12 protein-coding genes are annotated in these 13,801 nt (G+C 66.6%); 9 read left to right on the top strand and 3 right to left on the bottom strand.

Translation table 11 applies throughout. The features are described 5' to 3' along the window. Positions 1-120 precede the first annotated feature (120 nt). The gene (locus ACQP2D_RS15860; RefSeq protein ID WP_433684453.1) at positions 121-912 is read right to left on the bottom strand and encodes an SDR family NAD(P)-dependent oxidoreductase; all 792 of its coding nucleotides are present in this window, start codon (positions 910-912) and stop codon (positions 121-123) included. 324 nt (positions 913-1,236) lie between these two features. Between ACQP2D_RS15860 and ACQP2D_RS15865 the strand changes: the two genes are divergently transcribed. Then, positions 1,237-1,587, top strand: a complete 351-nt coding sequence (locus tag ACQP2D_RS15865) for a hypothetical protein (RefSeq protein WP_433684454.1) — start codon at positions 1,237-1,239, stop codon at positions 1,585-1,587. Here ACQP2D_RS15865 and ACQP2D_RS15870 read toward each other — a convergent pair. Then, positions 1,567-2,133 (bottom strand): TetR/AcrR family transcriptional regulator, encoded by a 567-nt coding sequence (locus ACQP2D_RS15870; RefSeq protein ID WP_354958395.1) that lies wholly within the window; start codon positions 2,131-2,133, stop codon positions 1,567-1,569. The two genes, ACQP2D_RS15865 and ACQP2D_RS15870, sit on opposite strands and share 21 nt — an antisense overlap. Before the next feature lie 93 nt (positions 2,134-2,226). Further along, on the bottom strand, positions 2,227-5,043 hold the full coding sequence (locus tag ACQP2D_RS15875; RefSeq protein ID WP_433684455.1) for an aconitate hydratase: 2,817 nt from the start codon (positions 5,041-5,043) through the stop codon (positions 2,227-2,229). A 331-nt stretch (positions 5,044-5,374) separates the two neighbouring features. Here ACQP2D_RS15875 and ACQP2D_RS15880 point away from each other — a divergent pair, with 331 nt between their 5' ends. The 8 genes from ACQP2D_RS15880 to ACQP2D_RS15915 all read left to right on the top strand — a co-directional run bounded on the left by ACQP2D_RS15880 (position 5,375) and on the right by ACQP2D_RS15915 (position 13,778). After that, complete coding sequence (locus tag ACQP2D_RS15880) at positions 5,375-5,950, top strand: Rv1476 family membrane protein (protein ID WP_433684456.1); 576 nt, start codon at positions 5,375-5,377, stop codon at positions 5,948-5,950. Between the two features lie 265 nt (positions 5,951-6,215). Further along, positions 6,216-7,643, top strand: a complete 1,428-nt coding sequence (locus tag ACQP2D_RS15885) for an NlpC/P60 family protein (protein WP_433684457.1) — start codon at positions 6,216-6,218, stop codon at positions 7,641-7,643. A gap of 138 nt (positions 7,644-7,781) precedes the next feature. Further along, on the top strand, positions 7,782-8,984 hold the full coding sequence (locus tag ACQP2D_RS15890; protein ID WP_433684458.1) for an AAA family ATPase: 1,203 nt from the start codon (positions 7,782-7,784) through the stop codon (positions 8,982-8,984). 32 nt (positions 8,985-9,016) lie between these two features. Then, positions 9,017-9,967, top strand: coding sequence for a DUF58 domain-containing protein (locus ACQP2D_RS15895; protein WP_433685669.1), 951 nt, complete (start codon positions 9,017-9,019; stop codon positions 9,965-9,967). Beyond that, on the top strand, positions 9,964-10,968 hold the full coding sequence (locus ACQP2D_RS15900) for a VWA domain-containing protein (RefSeq protein ID WP_354957250.1): 1,005 nt from the start codon (positions 9,964-9,966) through the stop codon (positions 10,966-10,968). Before ACQP2D_RS15895 ends, ACQP2D_RS15900 begins: the two co-directional genes overlap by 4 nt. Before the next feature lie 97 nt (positions 10,969-11,065). Further along, complete coding sequence (gene fabG1 / locus ACQP2D_RS15905; RefSeq protein WP_433684459.1) at positions 11,066-11,782, top strand: 3-oxoacyl-ACP reductase FabG1; 717 nt, start codon at positions 11,066-11,068, stop codon at positions 11,780-11,782. Between the two features lie 76 nt (positions 11,783-11,858). After that, positions 11,859-12,695 (top strand): NADH-dependent enoyl-ACP reductase InhA, encoded by an 837-nt coding sequence (inhA, locus tag ACQP2D_RS15910; RefSeq protein ID WP_433684460.1) that lies wholly within the window; start codon positions 11,859-11,861, stop codon positions 12,693-12,695. Positions 12,696-12,716: 21 nt separating this feature from the next. Then, positions 12,717-13,778, top strand: a complete 1,062-nt coding sequence (locus tag ACQP2D_RS15915) for a ferrochelatase (RefSeq protein ID WP_433684461.1) — start codon at positions 12,717-12,719, stop codon at positions 13,776-13,778. Positions 13,779-13,801: the final 23 nt, after the last annotated feature.

Raw genomic sequence — 13,801 nt, forward strand, 5'->3', positions numbered from 1 at the left:
GGCGCCCAAATCGGGTGTCGCGGCGTTCTTGGTGCCATCTGGCGCGAACGGGTTGTTCGTCATCGGAAGTGGCGGGCGAGATAGTCGGCGTCGAAGCCGCGTCGCATCCTGTTGTAGGACTCAGCGCATGTCGCGTTGACCGGCGGCTAGTTCGGTGATGACCTTGTCGGCGCCGAAGATGCCTTGCACGCGGTTCGAGAGATTGGGGGCGATCAAGGCGAAGCTTGCGCCCAGGCGGACCGGCAGCGGGGCTACGTCGGTTTCGGCGATATTGTGTTCGATCGCTCGGACCACGGCGTTGGCGACGTCTTCCGGGCTGCGGGTGCCGACGCCCCGCGGTAGGGCCGCGCCGGATTTGACGAACATGCCCGCGTCCCTGACGAATCCTGGGTAGATCGACGAGACACCGACGCCACGCTCATCCATATCGGCGCGCAAGGCCAGGGCGAAGCCGCGGAGTCCGAATTTTGTCGCGTTGTACATCGCCGCCTTACCGGATGCGGCCTTGCCGGACAGGGAGTTGATGAAGACCAGGTGGCCCTTGCCGCGCTCGGCCATTTGCGCACCGGCGAGGCGGGCCAGCACGATCGGGGCGCGCAGGTTGACCTCCAGCGCCCGATCGATCTCCGGCAGCGAATAGTCGAGCAGATCGCCGGAACCGGGCAGTGCGGCGTTGGCGATGACGACATCGAGGTCACCGGCCTGCTCGAGCAGCTTCTCGGCACCGCCGGGCACGGCGAGGTCCGCGACCACCGCCCGTGCGCCGAACCGGGTCGCGACCTTGTCGAGTTCCTCGGCTCGGCGTCCGGACAGCACCACATTCGCGCCCCGTGCGGCGACCGCGGCCGCGATCGCGACCCCGATTCCGCCGGTCGCGCCGGTGATCAGCACGCGTGCTCCGTTCAGGTCCATGCCGACGATTATGATCGAGATTCCGCATTTCGCGAGACATTCGCCGCCCCCGGTGTCGTCGTGCGTGGCGGCTGCCCTCGGTCCCGGAATTGGTCGCGCTTGCCCGAGTCCAGGTAATGGTCGATCTGGTTCGCATCGACGCGGGTGACGGCGAAAGTTCGGCTCGGCGAAACCCGCTACCCCCGGATCGTCTCCTGTCGGATAGTCCGGCCAAGCTGCCGCTTCCGCTGGTCAATGCTCGAAAGACGTTGCATGCCAACATATCAGGCGCAGCACTGGTCGCGCCTGTCGTAGCATCGGTGCGGTGATCAGGGAGGAGTCGTGGTGCGGGAGATCCGTCGGGCCGAGTTTCTGGGGTTGCTGACCGGCGCGGCCACCGGGGTTATCGCGGGTGGTGTGGTCGGCGGCGCGCCCGCCGGTGCGGATCCGGCTGCGGCCGAGCCGATTTCGGTGTTGTCCGGTGCGACACTGATCGATGGGACCGGTGCGGCGGCCCGCCCGGATACGACCATTGTGCTTGCGGGGGACCGGATTGTGGCTGTGGGTGAGTTTGCGGAGCTGCCCCTGCCGCCGCAGGTGCGGGTGGTGGATCTGGCGGGCGGTCGATTCCGCGCCGCCGCCAGACGGTCCGCGCGGGGGATGCTGCGGCTGGACTCAGTCCTTGCGACGCACTGAGGCCTCGACCAGATCCAGTACCGCGGAAAGGTTTTCGTTGGTGTGGCCGGATGCGATGCGGGCGATGAGCCCGTCGAGCACCAAGTCCAGATAGCCGAGCAGGACGTCGGTGGGCACGTCGTCGCGTAGGGCGCCGGCGGCCTTGCGGCGTTCGAGTCGGGCGAGGGTCGCGGCGGTCAGCTCGGCCGAGCGCTGCGACCAGCCCGCGCGGAATTCCGGATCGGTGCGCAACCGGCGCGCGATCTCCAAACGTGTTCCGAGCCAATTGAATTGCTCGGGATGGGCCAGCATATCGCGCATGACCTGCACGAGGCCCTGGTTGGCCGCGACATCGGCCATGCGATTGGCGTCTTCCTGTGCCAGTGCGAGGAACAGGGCGTCCTTATCCCGGAAGTGATGGAAGATCGCGCCACGGGACAGGCCGATGGCTTCCTCCAGGCGGCGCACGGTGGCGCCGTCGTACCCGTATTCGGCGAAACAGGCCCGCGCCCCGTCGAGTATCTGACTACGCCGGGCGGCGAGGTGATCGTCACTGACCTTGGGCATCTAGCGGGCTCCTCCGAGCGAAGCGGGCAGGCAATGTGAAGAGGTCCGCGCACCGCACAAATGCGGTGCGCGGACCCACTACAGCACAGTCGATCAGCCGCGAATCATATTGCGCAGCACGTACTGCAGGATGCCACCGTTGCGGTAGTAGTCGGCCTCACCGGGGGTGTCGATCCTGACCACCGCGTCGAAGGTGACCACATCGCCGTTCTCCTTGGTGGCGGTGACCTTCAGGGTCTTCGGAGTCGCACCCTCGTTCAGCTTGGTGATGCCTTCGATATCGAAGGTCTCGGTGCCGTCCAGCTTCAGCGACGCTGCCGACTCACCGGCCGGGAACTGCAGCGGGATGACGCCCATACCGATGAGGTTCGAGCGGTGGATGCGCTCGAAGGACTCGGTGATGACGGCCTTCACACCGAGCAGCGAGGTGCCCTTGGCGGCCCAGTCACGCGAGGAACCCGAGCCGTACTCCTTACCGCCCAGCACGACCAGCGGGATGCCCGCGGCCTGGTAGTTCTGCGAGGCGTCGTAGATGAACGCCTGCGGGCCACCGTCCTGGGTGAAGTCGCGGGTGTAACCGCCGGAGACATCGTCGAGCAGCTGGTTGCGCAGCCGGATGTTGGCGAAGGTGCCGCGGATCATCACCTCGTGGTTACCGCGACGCGAGCCCAGGGAGTTGTAGTCCTTGCGCTCCACGCCGTGCGAGTCGAGGTACTGCGCGGCCGGGGTGCCCGGCTTGATCGGACCAGCCGGCGAGATGTGGTCGGTGGTGACCGAGTCACCGAGCAGCGCGAGCACGCGCGCACCCTTGATGTCCTCGACCGGAGCCGGCTCCATAGCCATTCCGTCGAAGTACGGCGCCTTGCGGACATAGGTCGAGTTCTCGTCCCACGCGAAGGTGTCGCCCTCGGGGGTGCTCAGGCCCTGCCAGCGCTCGTCGCCCTGGAAGACGGTGGCGTAGGACTTGGTGAACATGTCCCGGCTGATCGCCGTCTTGATGGTGTCGTCGATCTCCTGCGGGGACGGCCAGATGTCCTTCAGGAAGACGTCGTTGCCGTCGGTGTCCTTGCCCAGGGCGTCGGTCTCGAAGTCGAAGTCCATGGTGCCCGCGAGCGCGTACGCGATGACCAGCGGCGGCGAGGCCAGGTAGTTCATCTTCACGTCGGGGGAGATGCGCCCCTCGAAGTTGCGGTTACCGGACAGCACGGCGGTGACCGACAGGTCGTTGTCGTTGATCGCGGCCGAGATCTGCTCGGGCAGCGGGCCGGTGTTGCCGATGCAGGTGGTGCAGCCGAAACCGCCGACGTAGAAGCCCAGCTTCTCCAGGTACGGCCACAGGCCGGCCTTCTCGTAGTAGTCCGCGACGACCTGCGAGCCCGGGGCCATGTTGGTCTTGACCCACGGCTTGGACGCGAGGCCCTTCTCGACCGCGTTGCGGGCGAGCAGCGCCGCGCCGATCATGACCGACGGGTTGGAGGTGTTGGTGCAGGAGGTGATACCCGCGACCACGACCGCGCCGTGATCGAGCACGAAGTCGCCGCGCTCCGGATCGGAGACCTTGACCGGCTTGGACGGGCGGCCGACACTGCCGTTGGCGGCGGACGGCAGCACGGCGTCATCGTCGGCGAAGGACAGCACGGCCGGATCGGAAGCCGGGAAGGACTCCTCGACGGCCTCGTCCAGGTGCGAGTGCGGGGTGATGGCAGCGGGGCCGGACTCCGCGTCGCTGGTGTAGTTGTGGATGTCCTTGCGGAACGCGGTCTTGGAGTCCGACAACAGGATTCGGTCCTGCGGACGCTTCGGGCCGGCGATGGACGGCACCACGGTGCTCAGGTCCAACTCCAGGTACTCCGAGTAGGCGGGCTCGTTGTCGGCGTCGTGCCACAGACCCTGCTCCTTGGCGTACGCCTCGACGAGCGCGAGCTGCTCATCGGTGCGGCCGGTGAGGCGCAGGTAGTTGATGGTCTCCTCGTCGATCGGGAAGATCGCTGCGGTGGAGCCGAATTCGGGACTCATGTTGCCCAGGGTGGCGCGGTTCGCGAGGGGCACCTCGGCAACACCCTTGCCGTAGAACTCGACGAACTTGCCGACCACACCGTGCTTGCGCAGCATGTCGGTGACGGTGAGCACCACGTCGGTGGCGGTGACGCCGGGCTGGATCTCACCGGTCAGCTTGAAGCCGACGACGCGCGGGATCAGCATCGAGACGGGCTGGCCGAGCATGGCCGCCTCGGCCTCGATACCGCCGACGCCCCAACCCAATACGCCGAGGCCGTTGACCATGGTGGTGTGCGAGTCCGTGCCGACGCAGGTGTCGGGGTAGGCCTGGCCGTTGCGGACCATGACCGTGGGGGCCAGGTATTCGATGTTGACCTGGTGCACGATGCCGACGCCCGGCGGGACGACCTTGAAGTCGTCGAAGGCGCCCTGGCCCCAGCGCAGGAATTGGTAGCGCTCGCCGTTGCGCTGGTATTCCAGGTCGACGTTGCGCTCGAGGGCGTCGGCGCGGCCGAACACATCGAGGATGACCGAGTGGTCGATGACCATGTCGGCGGGGGAGAGCGGGTTGACCTTGCTCGGGTCGCCGCCGAGGGTGGTGACGGCCTCACGCATGGTGGCGAGGTCGACGATGCAGGGCACGCCGGTGAAGTCCTGCATGATCACGCGGGCAGGGGTGAACTGGATCTCGGTGTCGGGCTCGGCCGACGGATCCCAGTTCGCGATCGCGCGGACATGGTCGGCGGTGATATTGGCGCCGTCCTCGGTGCGGAGCAGATTTTCCGCAAGGACCTTCAGTGCGTAGGGGAGTTTCTCGGTGCCCGGCACGGCCGAGAGACGGAAGATCTCGTAGGAGTTGCTTCCGACCTCGAGGGTGCCCTTGGCGCCGAAAGTATCGATACTTGTCGTCACGTCAGCTCCACTCGTCTGTGAGGGTGGTCATCGGCGGGGCTGTGCCGAAGACCGGTCTTTCCGAACGACCCGAAAGCGGTCGCTACGGTTACGTCTTTGGAGGGTTCCAGCGCTGGAAGGTGCTGGCTCCTCGCGCCTTCGAGCCTAACAGTACGCTTGTCCTGTGAAACGCGCGGGTGCCGTTCGGTGCGCCGTCCGAAGGTGCTGCGACACTCCGTCGCGTACTGTGCTTGCGTGGTCGGGACGACCGGTGGGCAGGCACCGGTTGATCCCGCAGTGTTGTATGCCCGTCGCCTCGCGTCCCGATGCGGCTCGACAGACCGGATGGAAGATGACCGTCTCGTACACCTCGGTTCTTACCCCCATGCGCGCCGAACTGCCGCCTGGTATCGACGACAAGACCTTGGTTCAGATCAAAGAGGATGTGGTCGACAACCACGTCGCCACCCCGAAGGGTAAGGATCAGGACGCACTCGAAGCGGTTGTCGCCGACGCTCGGGCCCATGGCATCGAGCTCAGCATCGTGGTGATTCCCGGCAATCCCGGTCACGACTCCAATCTACGTGACCTGGCCACCGAGATCGGTAAGACCGAACACGGAACCGTGGCGGTGTTCAGCGACGACTGGGTCGGCACCTACAGCGATTCGATCAGCCGGGTGAAGCTGGAACGGGCCGAGGACTTTTCCAAGAGCACGCAGGGGAATTCGGCGCAGGCGGCGCAGCTTTTCGTCGATCAGTTGGAACGGCCGGAGACGTTCTCCTGGACCGCGATCACCAGTCTGTTGCTGGTCGGCACGGCAGTCGTGGTCGGCGGACTCTATTGGATCAAGTCTCGTCGGGCTGCCGAGCAGTCTGTTCCGGTGGGGGTTTCGGGGCGCGGCGACGAGCTGGACTCCACTGCATAACGGGTATCCGTTCCGCAACTTTTCCTGACGGTCGGTTTGTTCTATCCGATCGAATCCTTGTACCCGTCTGGCTATCGCACGGCAACGGGTAAATTACGCGGCTGTATTTCTGTTGCCAGAGTTTCCTTAGTGAAGGATGTGTCGTACGGTTCGAATAATGCCTGATGGGGAAGAAGTGTTGAGAGAGCTATCTGTCAACCACTGAGCGCGATGGTTCGCAGGGGGCTCGTGAGGTTAAGCCGAATCGGGTCCTTTGGGAGGTGCGATGCGCAATGTCGGCGTAGCCGGTTCTCGGCGTCCGCTGTGGGTCGCTCTGGGGTTGCTGGTCACCGCGGCGGTATTCGTCACGGCCGGGCCCGTAGCAGCGGTGCCGCCCGCTCCACCCAACCCGAGCGACAGCCAGATCGCCGATGCCGGAGCGCAGGTCGACGCCGGAGTGGGCGAGGTCGGCGCGCTGATCAACCAGGTCGCCGCCACGGATCAGAAGCTGCGGGAACTCGACGGCGTGGTCGCCAAGAAGCGCGAAGAGGTCAATAAGGCCCTTGTCGATCTGCAGGACGCGCGCGATGCGGCCGATGTGGCCGCGGCGGCGGTCGTGGATACCCAGCGCGAACTCACCGATGCCGGAGCCCAGGTCGAACAGGCCCGCCGCAACTTCGACCAGTTCGCGGTGCAGGCCTACACCCGGCCGGCGGAGACCTCGGTGGTGACCTATCTGTCGTCGGCGACTCCGGACCTGACACTCGGCCGCGCTCAGATATTCACCCTGGTGTCGAAGAACCAGCAGTCGGTCCTGGACTCGTTGCGCCGCGCTCAGATCGATCAGGGCAATAAGAATTCCATTGCGCGCCAAGCGAAGTCGGCTGCCGACGCGGCCGCAGCGGCGGCCGAGCAGAAGAAGGCCGAGGCCGAGCACGCCGTCGCCGCGGTGCAGGCCGAACAGGATCAGCAGGCCGCGCAGCGGGAGGGCCTGCTGCGCGAGCGCTCCGCGGCACAGGGACGTTTGGATGTCGCGCGCGCGAATGTGGCCGGGCTACAAGGACAACGCGAGGCCTATCTGGCCTGGGACGAGCAGCGCAAGGCCGAGGAGGCCGCTGTGCGCGCGGCCGCCGCGGCCGCCGCCGCGCGGGCCGCACAGGATCAGGCCGCGAAGGATCGCGCGGCGCATGCGGGTGAGGGTAGGCGACCGCATGTCCAGCTGGATGATTCGCCGCCACCACGCAAGACCCGGCCGCGGACCACCGGGCCGAGCATGCCGTCCATCCGCGGCTCCGAGGCCGTCGAAACCGTTGTCGATCGGGCCATGTCGCAGCTCGGTGTCGACTACTCCTGGGGCGGCGGCGATGAGGACGGGCCGACCCTCGGCATCCACGACGGCGGCGTCGCCGACAGCTACGGCGATTACAACAAGGTCGGCTTCGACTGCTCGGGTCTGATGATCTACGCCTTCGCCGGAATCGGCGTGTCATTGCCGCACTACAGCGGCTACCAGTACAACGCGGGCACCCGGGTGCCCGTCGGCGAGCGCGCCCGCGGCGACATGCTGTTCTGGGGGCCGAACGGCAGTGAACACGTCGCGCTCTACCTCGGCAACGGCAAGATGGTCGAGGCGCCACAATCCGGCGAGGTCGTGCGGGTGTCCCCGGTGCGCGAGGGCGGCATCATGCCGTACGCGGTGCGGATCGTCACCTGACCCTAGGCTGGGGCCGTACGCCGCGAACCCGACGCGCGAATCTGTTGATTTGCCGTGATCTCGGGTCCGGTTGCGGCGTATGCGGCCATTACCTGGAATAGTTGTGGCAGCACGCACAGGACCAAAGCGAAAGCGGGGATGTTGGTGACTTCGACGGACGGTGTGAGCGGGGCAAATTTGGCGAAAGCGGCCGCTGCTCCCGCATCCAGCACCCTGGAGCGTGACGTCCAGACCCTGGAAAAGGCGATATACGAGGTCAAGCGCGTAATCGTGGGTCAGGATCGGCTCGTCGAACGGCTGCTCGTCGGGGTTCTCGCGCGCGGTCACGTACTACTCGAGGGCGTGCCGGGTATCGCCAAAACCCTTGCGGTCGAGACCTTCGCCAGGGTGGTCGGCGGTTCGTTCTCCCGCGTCCAGTTCACCCCCGACCTGGTGCCGACCGACCTCATCGGTACCCGGATCTACCGCCAGGGCCGCGAGGAATTCGATACCGAACTCGGCCCGGTCGTCGCGAACTTCGTCCTCGCCGACGAGATCAACCGCGCGCCCGCGAAGGTGCAGTCCGCGCTGCTGGAAGTGATGGCCGAGCGGCATGTGTCGATCGGCGGCAAGACCTACCCGATGCCCGATCCGTTCCTCGTCATGGCGACGCAGAACCCGATCGAGAGCGAGGGCGTGTACCCGCTGCCCGAGGCACAGCGCGACCGCTTCCTGTTCAAGGTCGTCGTCGACTACCCGTCGGTGGAGGAAGAGCGCGAGATCATCTACCGGATGGGTGTCACCCCGCCGGAGGCCAAGCCGATCCTGGAACCGGTCGAGCTGATCCGGCTGCAGCAGGTGGCCGCGAATACCTTCGTGCACCACGCGCTGGTCGACTATGTGGTCCGGGTGATCGCGGCGACCCGCAAGCCCGCCGACTTCGGCATGCAGGATGTGGCGAGCTGGATCGCCTACGGAGCCTCGCCGCGCGCCAGCCTCGGCATCATCGCCGCCGCCCGCGCCGTCGCGCTGATCCGCGGCCGCGACTATGTGGTGCCGCAGGATGTCGTCGAGGTGATCCCGGACGTGCTGCGCCACCGTCTGGTGCTGTCCTACGACGCACTCGCCGACGAGATCAGCCCGGACGATGTAATCAAGCGGGTGCTGCAGACGGTCGGCCTGCCGCAGGTCGCGCCGCAGGCGGTCGCACCGGGCGCCGCGGCCGCGCCGGCGCCTGCCGCCCCGCCCGCGATGGGGCCGCACGGCTCGGCGATTCCCCAGCCGCCCGCACCTCAGGATGCGGTGCCGCAGCCGCCGGTGGCGCAGATGTCCCCGGCCGCCAGCAATAACCAGCCGAAGTGACCTCAGCATCGGATCCGGTTCCACCAGTGCCGATGTCGTCCCACGCACCGCCGTCCTTCCGATCGGGTGAACTGTCCGATCCGAAACTGACGGCGGCGCTGAAAACGCTGGAATTGACCGTGCGCCGCAGGCTCGACGGTGTGCTGCACGGCGATCATCTCGGATTGATTCCGGGCCCCGGCTCGGAACCGGGCGAGGCCAGGACCTACCAGCCGGGCGACGATGTGCGGCAGATGGATTGGTCGGTCACCGCCCGCACCACCCATCCGCATGTGCGGCAGATGATCGCGGACCGGGAACTGGAGACCTGGATGGTGGTCGACCTGTCGGCCAGCCTCGACTTCGGCACCGCGCTGTGCCAGAAGCGCGATCTGGCGATCGCGGCCGCCGCAGCGATCACCCACCTGACCAGTGGCGGTGGCAATCGGATCGGCGCGGTCGTCGCGACAGGTGAGCAGTTGACGCGCATTCCCGCCCGCAGCGGCCGGGTGCACGCGCAGTCGATGCTGCGCGAGATCGCGACAACGCCGCATGCCCGCGACGGGGTGCGCGGCGATCTGCGCGAGGCGATCGAATCGCTGCGCCGCCCCCAGCGCAAGCGCGGACTCGCGGTGATCATCAGCGACTTCCTCGGTGACATCAACTGGCAGCGCTCACTGCGCGCCATCTCCGCGCGTCACGATCTGCTCGCGGTGGAGGTGCTCGATCCGCGCGATCTGTCGCTGCCCGATGTGGGTGATGTGGTGCTGCACGATCCGGAGACCGGGCGCACCCGCGAATTCAGCGTGACTCCTTCGCTGCGCGCCGATTTCGCGGCCGCCGCCCAGCGGCATCGCGTTCAGGTCGAACAGGCGCTGCGCAGTTGCGGCGCACCGGTGCTCACCCTGCAGACCGATCGGGACTGGATCTCGGATGTGGTCCGGTTCGTGTCCACCCGGCGCCACGCGTTCGGCGCCCCGAGCGGACGGGCGCCGCGCCAGTGAGTATTTCGCATTTCACCGCGCTGATCTGGCTGGGCTTTCTCGCCGTCGTCGTGCTGATCGCGCTGGGTTATATCCTCGTGCAACGCAGCCGCCACCGGCACATGCTGCAGTTCAGCAATATGGAACTGCTGGAGAAGGTCGCCCCGTCGCGGCCGAGTCCGATCCGGCATGTGCCGATCGCACTGATGCTGATCGGTCTGGTCTTCCTCACCATCGCTGCCGCAGGGCCGACCGCGGTCAAGAAGGTGCCGCGCAATCGCGCGACAGTCGTTCTGGTGATGGACGTTTCGCTGTCCATGGAGGCCACCGATGTGCCGCCGTCGCGGCTGAAGGTGGCGCAGAAGGCGGGTAAGGAATTCGTCGACGGACTGCCGCCCGGTATCAATCTCGGCTTCGTCACCTTCGCGGGCACCGCCTCGGTCATGGTGCCGCCGACGACGAACCGCGAGGCCGTCAAGGCGGCTATCGACAACATCAAACTCGCCGAGCGCACCGCCACCGGTGAGGGCATTCTGACCGCGCTGCAGTCGATCGACACCATCGCCACCGTGCTCGGCGGTGCGGAAACACCGCCACCCGCGCGCATCGTGCTGATGTCGGACGGTAAGCAGACCGTGCCCGACGATAAGGATGTCGACAATCCACGGCACGGCTTCACCGCGGCCCGCCTGGCGAAGAACAAAGGCGTTCCGGTATCGACGATTTCGTTCGGCACCTCATGGGGCACGGTGGAGATCCCGGACCAGGACGGTAAGGGCGCACAGCGCGTCAAGGTGCCTGTCGACGACGATGCGCTGCGCGAGATCGCCAAGCTCTCCGGCGGCGACTTCTATACCGCCTCCAGCCTGACCGAATTGACTGCGGTCTACGACACCCTCGAAGAGCAGATCGGCTTCGAGATGACCAGGGGCGATGCCAGTCGACCATGGCTTTTGCTCGGCATGTTGGTCGTCGCTGCCGGTGTAGTTACCGGCTTGCTCTATCGTCAACGCCTGCCGTAGTCGTCAATGTCCGCCGTCGCGACGTGCCCGGCGCCGCATAGCGCACTGTATGTGGCCCGGGCGTGGCGCACGAACCCGAACAGATAGGTTGGTCTTCATGTCGAACATCACATCCCGGTCGGTCCTGGTGACCGGCGGTAATCGCGGCATCGGCCTCGCGGTCGCACAGCGCCTGCTGGCCGACGGGCACAAGGTGGCCGTCACGCATCGCGGGTCGGGGGTTCCGGACGGTCTGTTCGGCGTGAAATGCGATGTGACGGATGCGGAATCGGTCGACGCCGCCTTCACCGAGGTGGAACAGCATCAGGGGCCGGTCGAGGTGTTGGTCGCCAATGCGGGGATCACCGACGACACCCTGCTGATGCGGATGACCGAGGAGCAGTTCACCCGGGTCATCGATGCGAACCTGACCGGTGCGTTCCGCTGTGCGAAGCGGGCCAACCGCGCGATGCTGCGGGCGCGCTGGGGCCGGATGATCTTCCTGGGCTCGGTCGTCGGTCTCGGCGGTGGCCCCGGCCAGATCAACTATGCCTCGTCGAAGGCCGGTGTGATCGGTCTGGCGCGTTCGATCACCCGTGAGCTCGGCTCGCGCTCGATCACCGCGAATGTCGTCGCACCCGGCTTCATCGAGACCGATATGACCGCCGAGCTGCCCGACGATCTGCGTGATACGGCGAAGAAGTTCATTCCGCTGCAGCGCCTCGGTCAGCCGGAAGACGTCGCCGCGGTGATCAGCTTCCTGGCCTCCGATGATTCGGCCTATGTTTCCGGCGCGGTGATCCCGGTCGACGGCGGCATGGGCATGGGCCACTGAGCCGACCCGAAAACGGTGTGCCGCCTCGGCGGTCGCGCAACCTCACGAACTTCGACTACAGGAGAACCGAAAACCCATGGGCGGATTGCTCGAAGGCAAGACCGTACTGATCACCGGCATCATCACCGATTCCTCGATCGCGTTCCACGCGGCCGCGGTGGCGCAGGAGCAGGGCGCGAAGGTGCTCATCACCGGCATTCCGGAGCGGCTGCGGCTGATCGATCGGATCGCCAAGCGGCTGCCGCAAGAGGTCGGCCCGGCCATCCCGCTCGATGTCACCAGCGAGGACGATCTCGGCGCGCTCGCCGAGAAGGTGCGTGAGCTCGCGCCCGAGGGTGTCGACGGCGTGCTGCACTCGATCGCCTTCGCGCCGCGCACGCTGATGGGTCCGGAGGCGCGTCCGTTCCTGGACGGTCCCGGTCCGGACGCGGCCAAGGCCTTCGAGATCTCGGCCTGGAGCTACGCCTCGCTGGCGCGCGCGGTGCTTCCGGTCATGAACGAGGGTGGCTCGATCGTCGGCATGGACTTCGATCCGCGCACCGCGATGCCGTTCTACAACTGGATGGGTGTGGCCAAGGCCGCGCTGGAGTCGGTGAACCGCTATGTGGCACGCGAGGTCGGTACCGCCAAGCGGATTCGCTCGAATCTGATCGCCGCCGGGCCGATCAAGACTCTCGCGGCCAAGGCCATCGCGGGCACCGCGACCGATGATGCGGCCAAGCTGAACCAGCTCAACACCTACTGGGACGGTGCCTCGCCGATCGGTTGGGATGTCGATGATCCGACCGTAGTCGCGAAGTCGATCGTGACGCTGCTCTCGGACTGGCTGCCGGCTACCACCGGTTCGATCATCTACGTCGACGGCGGGGCCAGCCACAACACCTGGTTCCCGGAGAACATGTCGATCAACTGACGTATTTCGAAGGGAGACATCGTGGTTCGGGCCGCCGACGCCCTGCTGCTGCTGTCGTTCGGCGGCCCTGAGCGTCCCGAGGACGTCATGCCGTTCCTGGAGAACGTCACCCGGGGCCGGGGCGTGCCGCGCGAACGCCTGGAAGAGGTCGCCCAGCACTACCTGCACTTCGGGGGTGTCTCGCCGATCAATGCGCTCAACCGCGACATCATTGCCGCGGTGCAGCGCGAACTGGCCGGCGCCGACATCGAATTACCGGTCTATTTCGGCAACCGCAACTGGACTCCGATGGTCGAGGACACCGTCGCGCGGATGGCGGCCGACGGGGTGCGGTCGGCATTGGTGTTCCCGACCTCGGCGTGGGGCGGGTACTCCGGCTGTCTGCAGTACGACGAGGACATCAGCAGGGCGCGCGCGGCCTTCGGGCCGGACGCGCCGGAACTGGTGAAGTTGCGGCAGTACTTCGACCATCCGCTGTTGATCGAGGCATTCGCCGCGGCTATTCGTGCCGCGGTGGATGCACTGCCCGCGCAGCGCCGGGACGGCGCTCGACTGGTGTTCACCGCACACTCGATTCCGGTATCGGCCGATATTTCCGCGGGGCCGCCTGCCGATGGTGGCCGCCTGTACAGCCGCCAGGTCGCCGAGGCCGCCCGATTGTGCGCCGCCGCAACGGGATTCACCGACTATGACCTGGTGTGGCAGTCCCGTTCCGGTCCACCGCAGATCCCGTGGCTCGATCCGGATATCGTCGATCATCTCGAGGATCTGTCCGGCAAGGGGGTGGATGCGATCGTGGTCTGCCCGGTCGGGTTCGTATCCGATCACCTCGAGGTCATCTGGGATCTGGACAACGAAGCGAGAGAAAAGGCCGAAGAACTGGGCATGGCGTTCGCCAGGGCCGCCACCCCCGGCACCGATCCCCGCTTCGCCCGGTTGGTCGTCGAGTTGATCAACGAGCACCTGGCCGGCAGTTCGCCGCGCCGCCTCGGCGACATCCCAGGCTATGGCTGCACCGTAAACGGTGCACCCTGTGCGGTCGACTGCTGCACCCCGCCCCGTCGTCCCGCCACGGCAACCTAGCCCAGCTTCTGAAGCGGACGTCC

This window comes from Nocardia sp. CA-119907 (assembly GCF_050955995.1).
Lineage (GTDB): Bacteria > Actinomycetota > Actinomycetes > Mycobacteriales > Mycobacteriaceae > Nocardia.

What these genes read in the sequence shown, in the direction of transcription:
- ACQP2D_RS15880 (WP_433684456.1), top strand. Translation starts at nt 5,375, where the DNA reads ATGACCGTCTCGTACACCTCGGTTCTTACCCCCATGCGCGCCGAACTG.
- ACQP2D_RS15860 (WP_433684453.1), bottom strand. Translation starts at nt 912, where the DNA reads ATGGACCTGAACGGAGCACGCGTGCTGATCACCGGCGCGACCGGCGGA.
- inhA (WP_433684460.1), top strand. Translation starts at nt 11,859, where the DNA reads ATGGGCGGATTGCTCGAAGGCAAGACCGTACTGATCACCGGCATCATC.
- ACQP2D_RS15895 (WP_433685669.1), top strand. Translation starts at nt 9,017, where the DNA reads ATGTCGTCCCACGCACCGCCGTCCTTCCGATCGGGTGAACTGTCCGAT.
- ACQP2D_RS15870 (WP_354958395.1), bottom strand. Translation starts at nt 2,133, where the DNA reads ATGCCCAAGGTCAGTGACGATCACCTCGCCGCCCGGCGTAGTCAGATA.
- ACQP2D_RS15890 (WP_433684458.1), top strand. Translation starts at nt 7,782, where the DNA reads ATGTTGGTGACTTCGACGGACGGTGTGAGCGGGGCAAATTTGGCGAAA.
- fabG1 (WP_433684459.1), top strand. Translation starts at nt 11,066, where the DNA reads ATGTCGAACATCACATCCCGGTCGGTCCTGGTGACCGGCGGTAATCGC.
- ACQP2D_RS15885 (WP_433684457.1), top strand. Translation starts at nt 6,216, where the DNA reads ATGCGCAATGTCGGCGTAGCCGGTTCTCGGCGTCCGCTGTGGGTCGCT.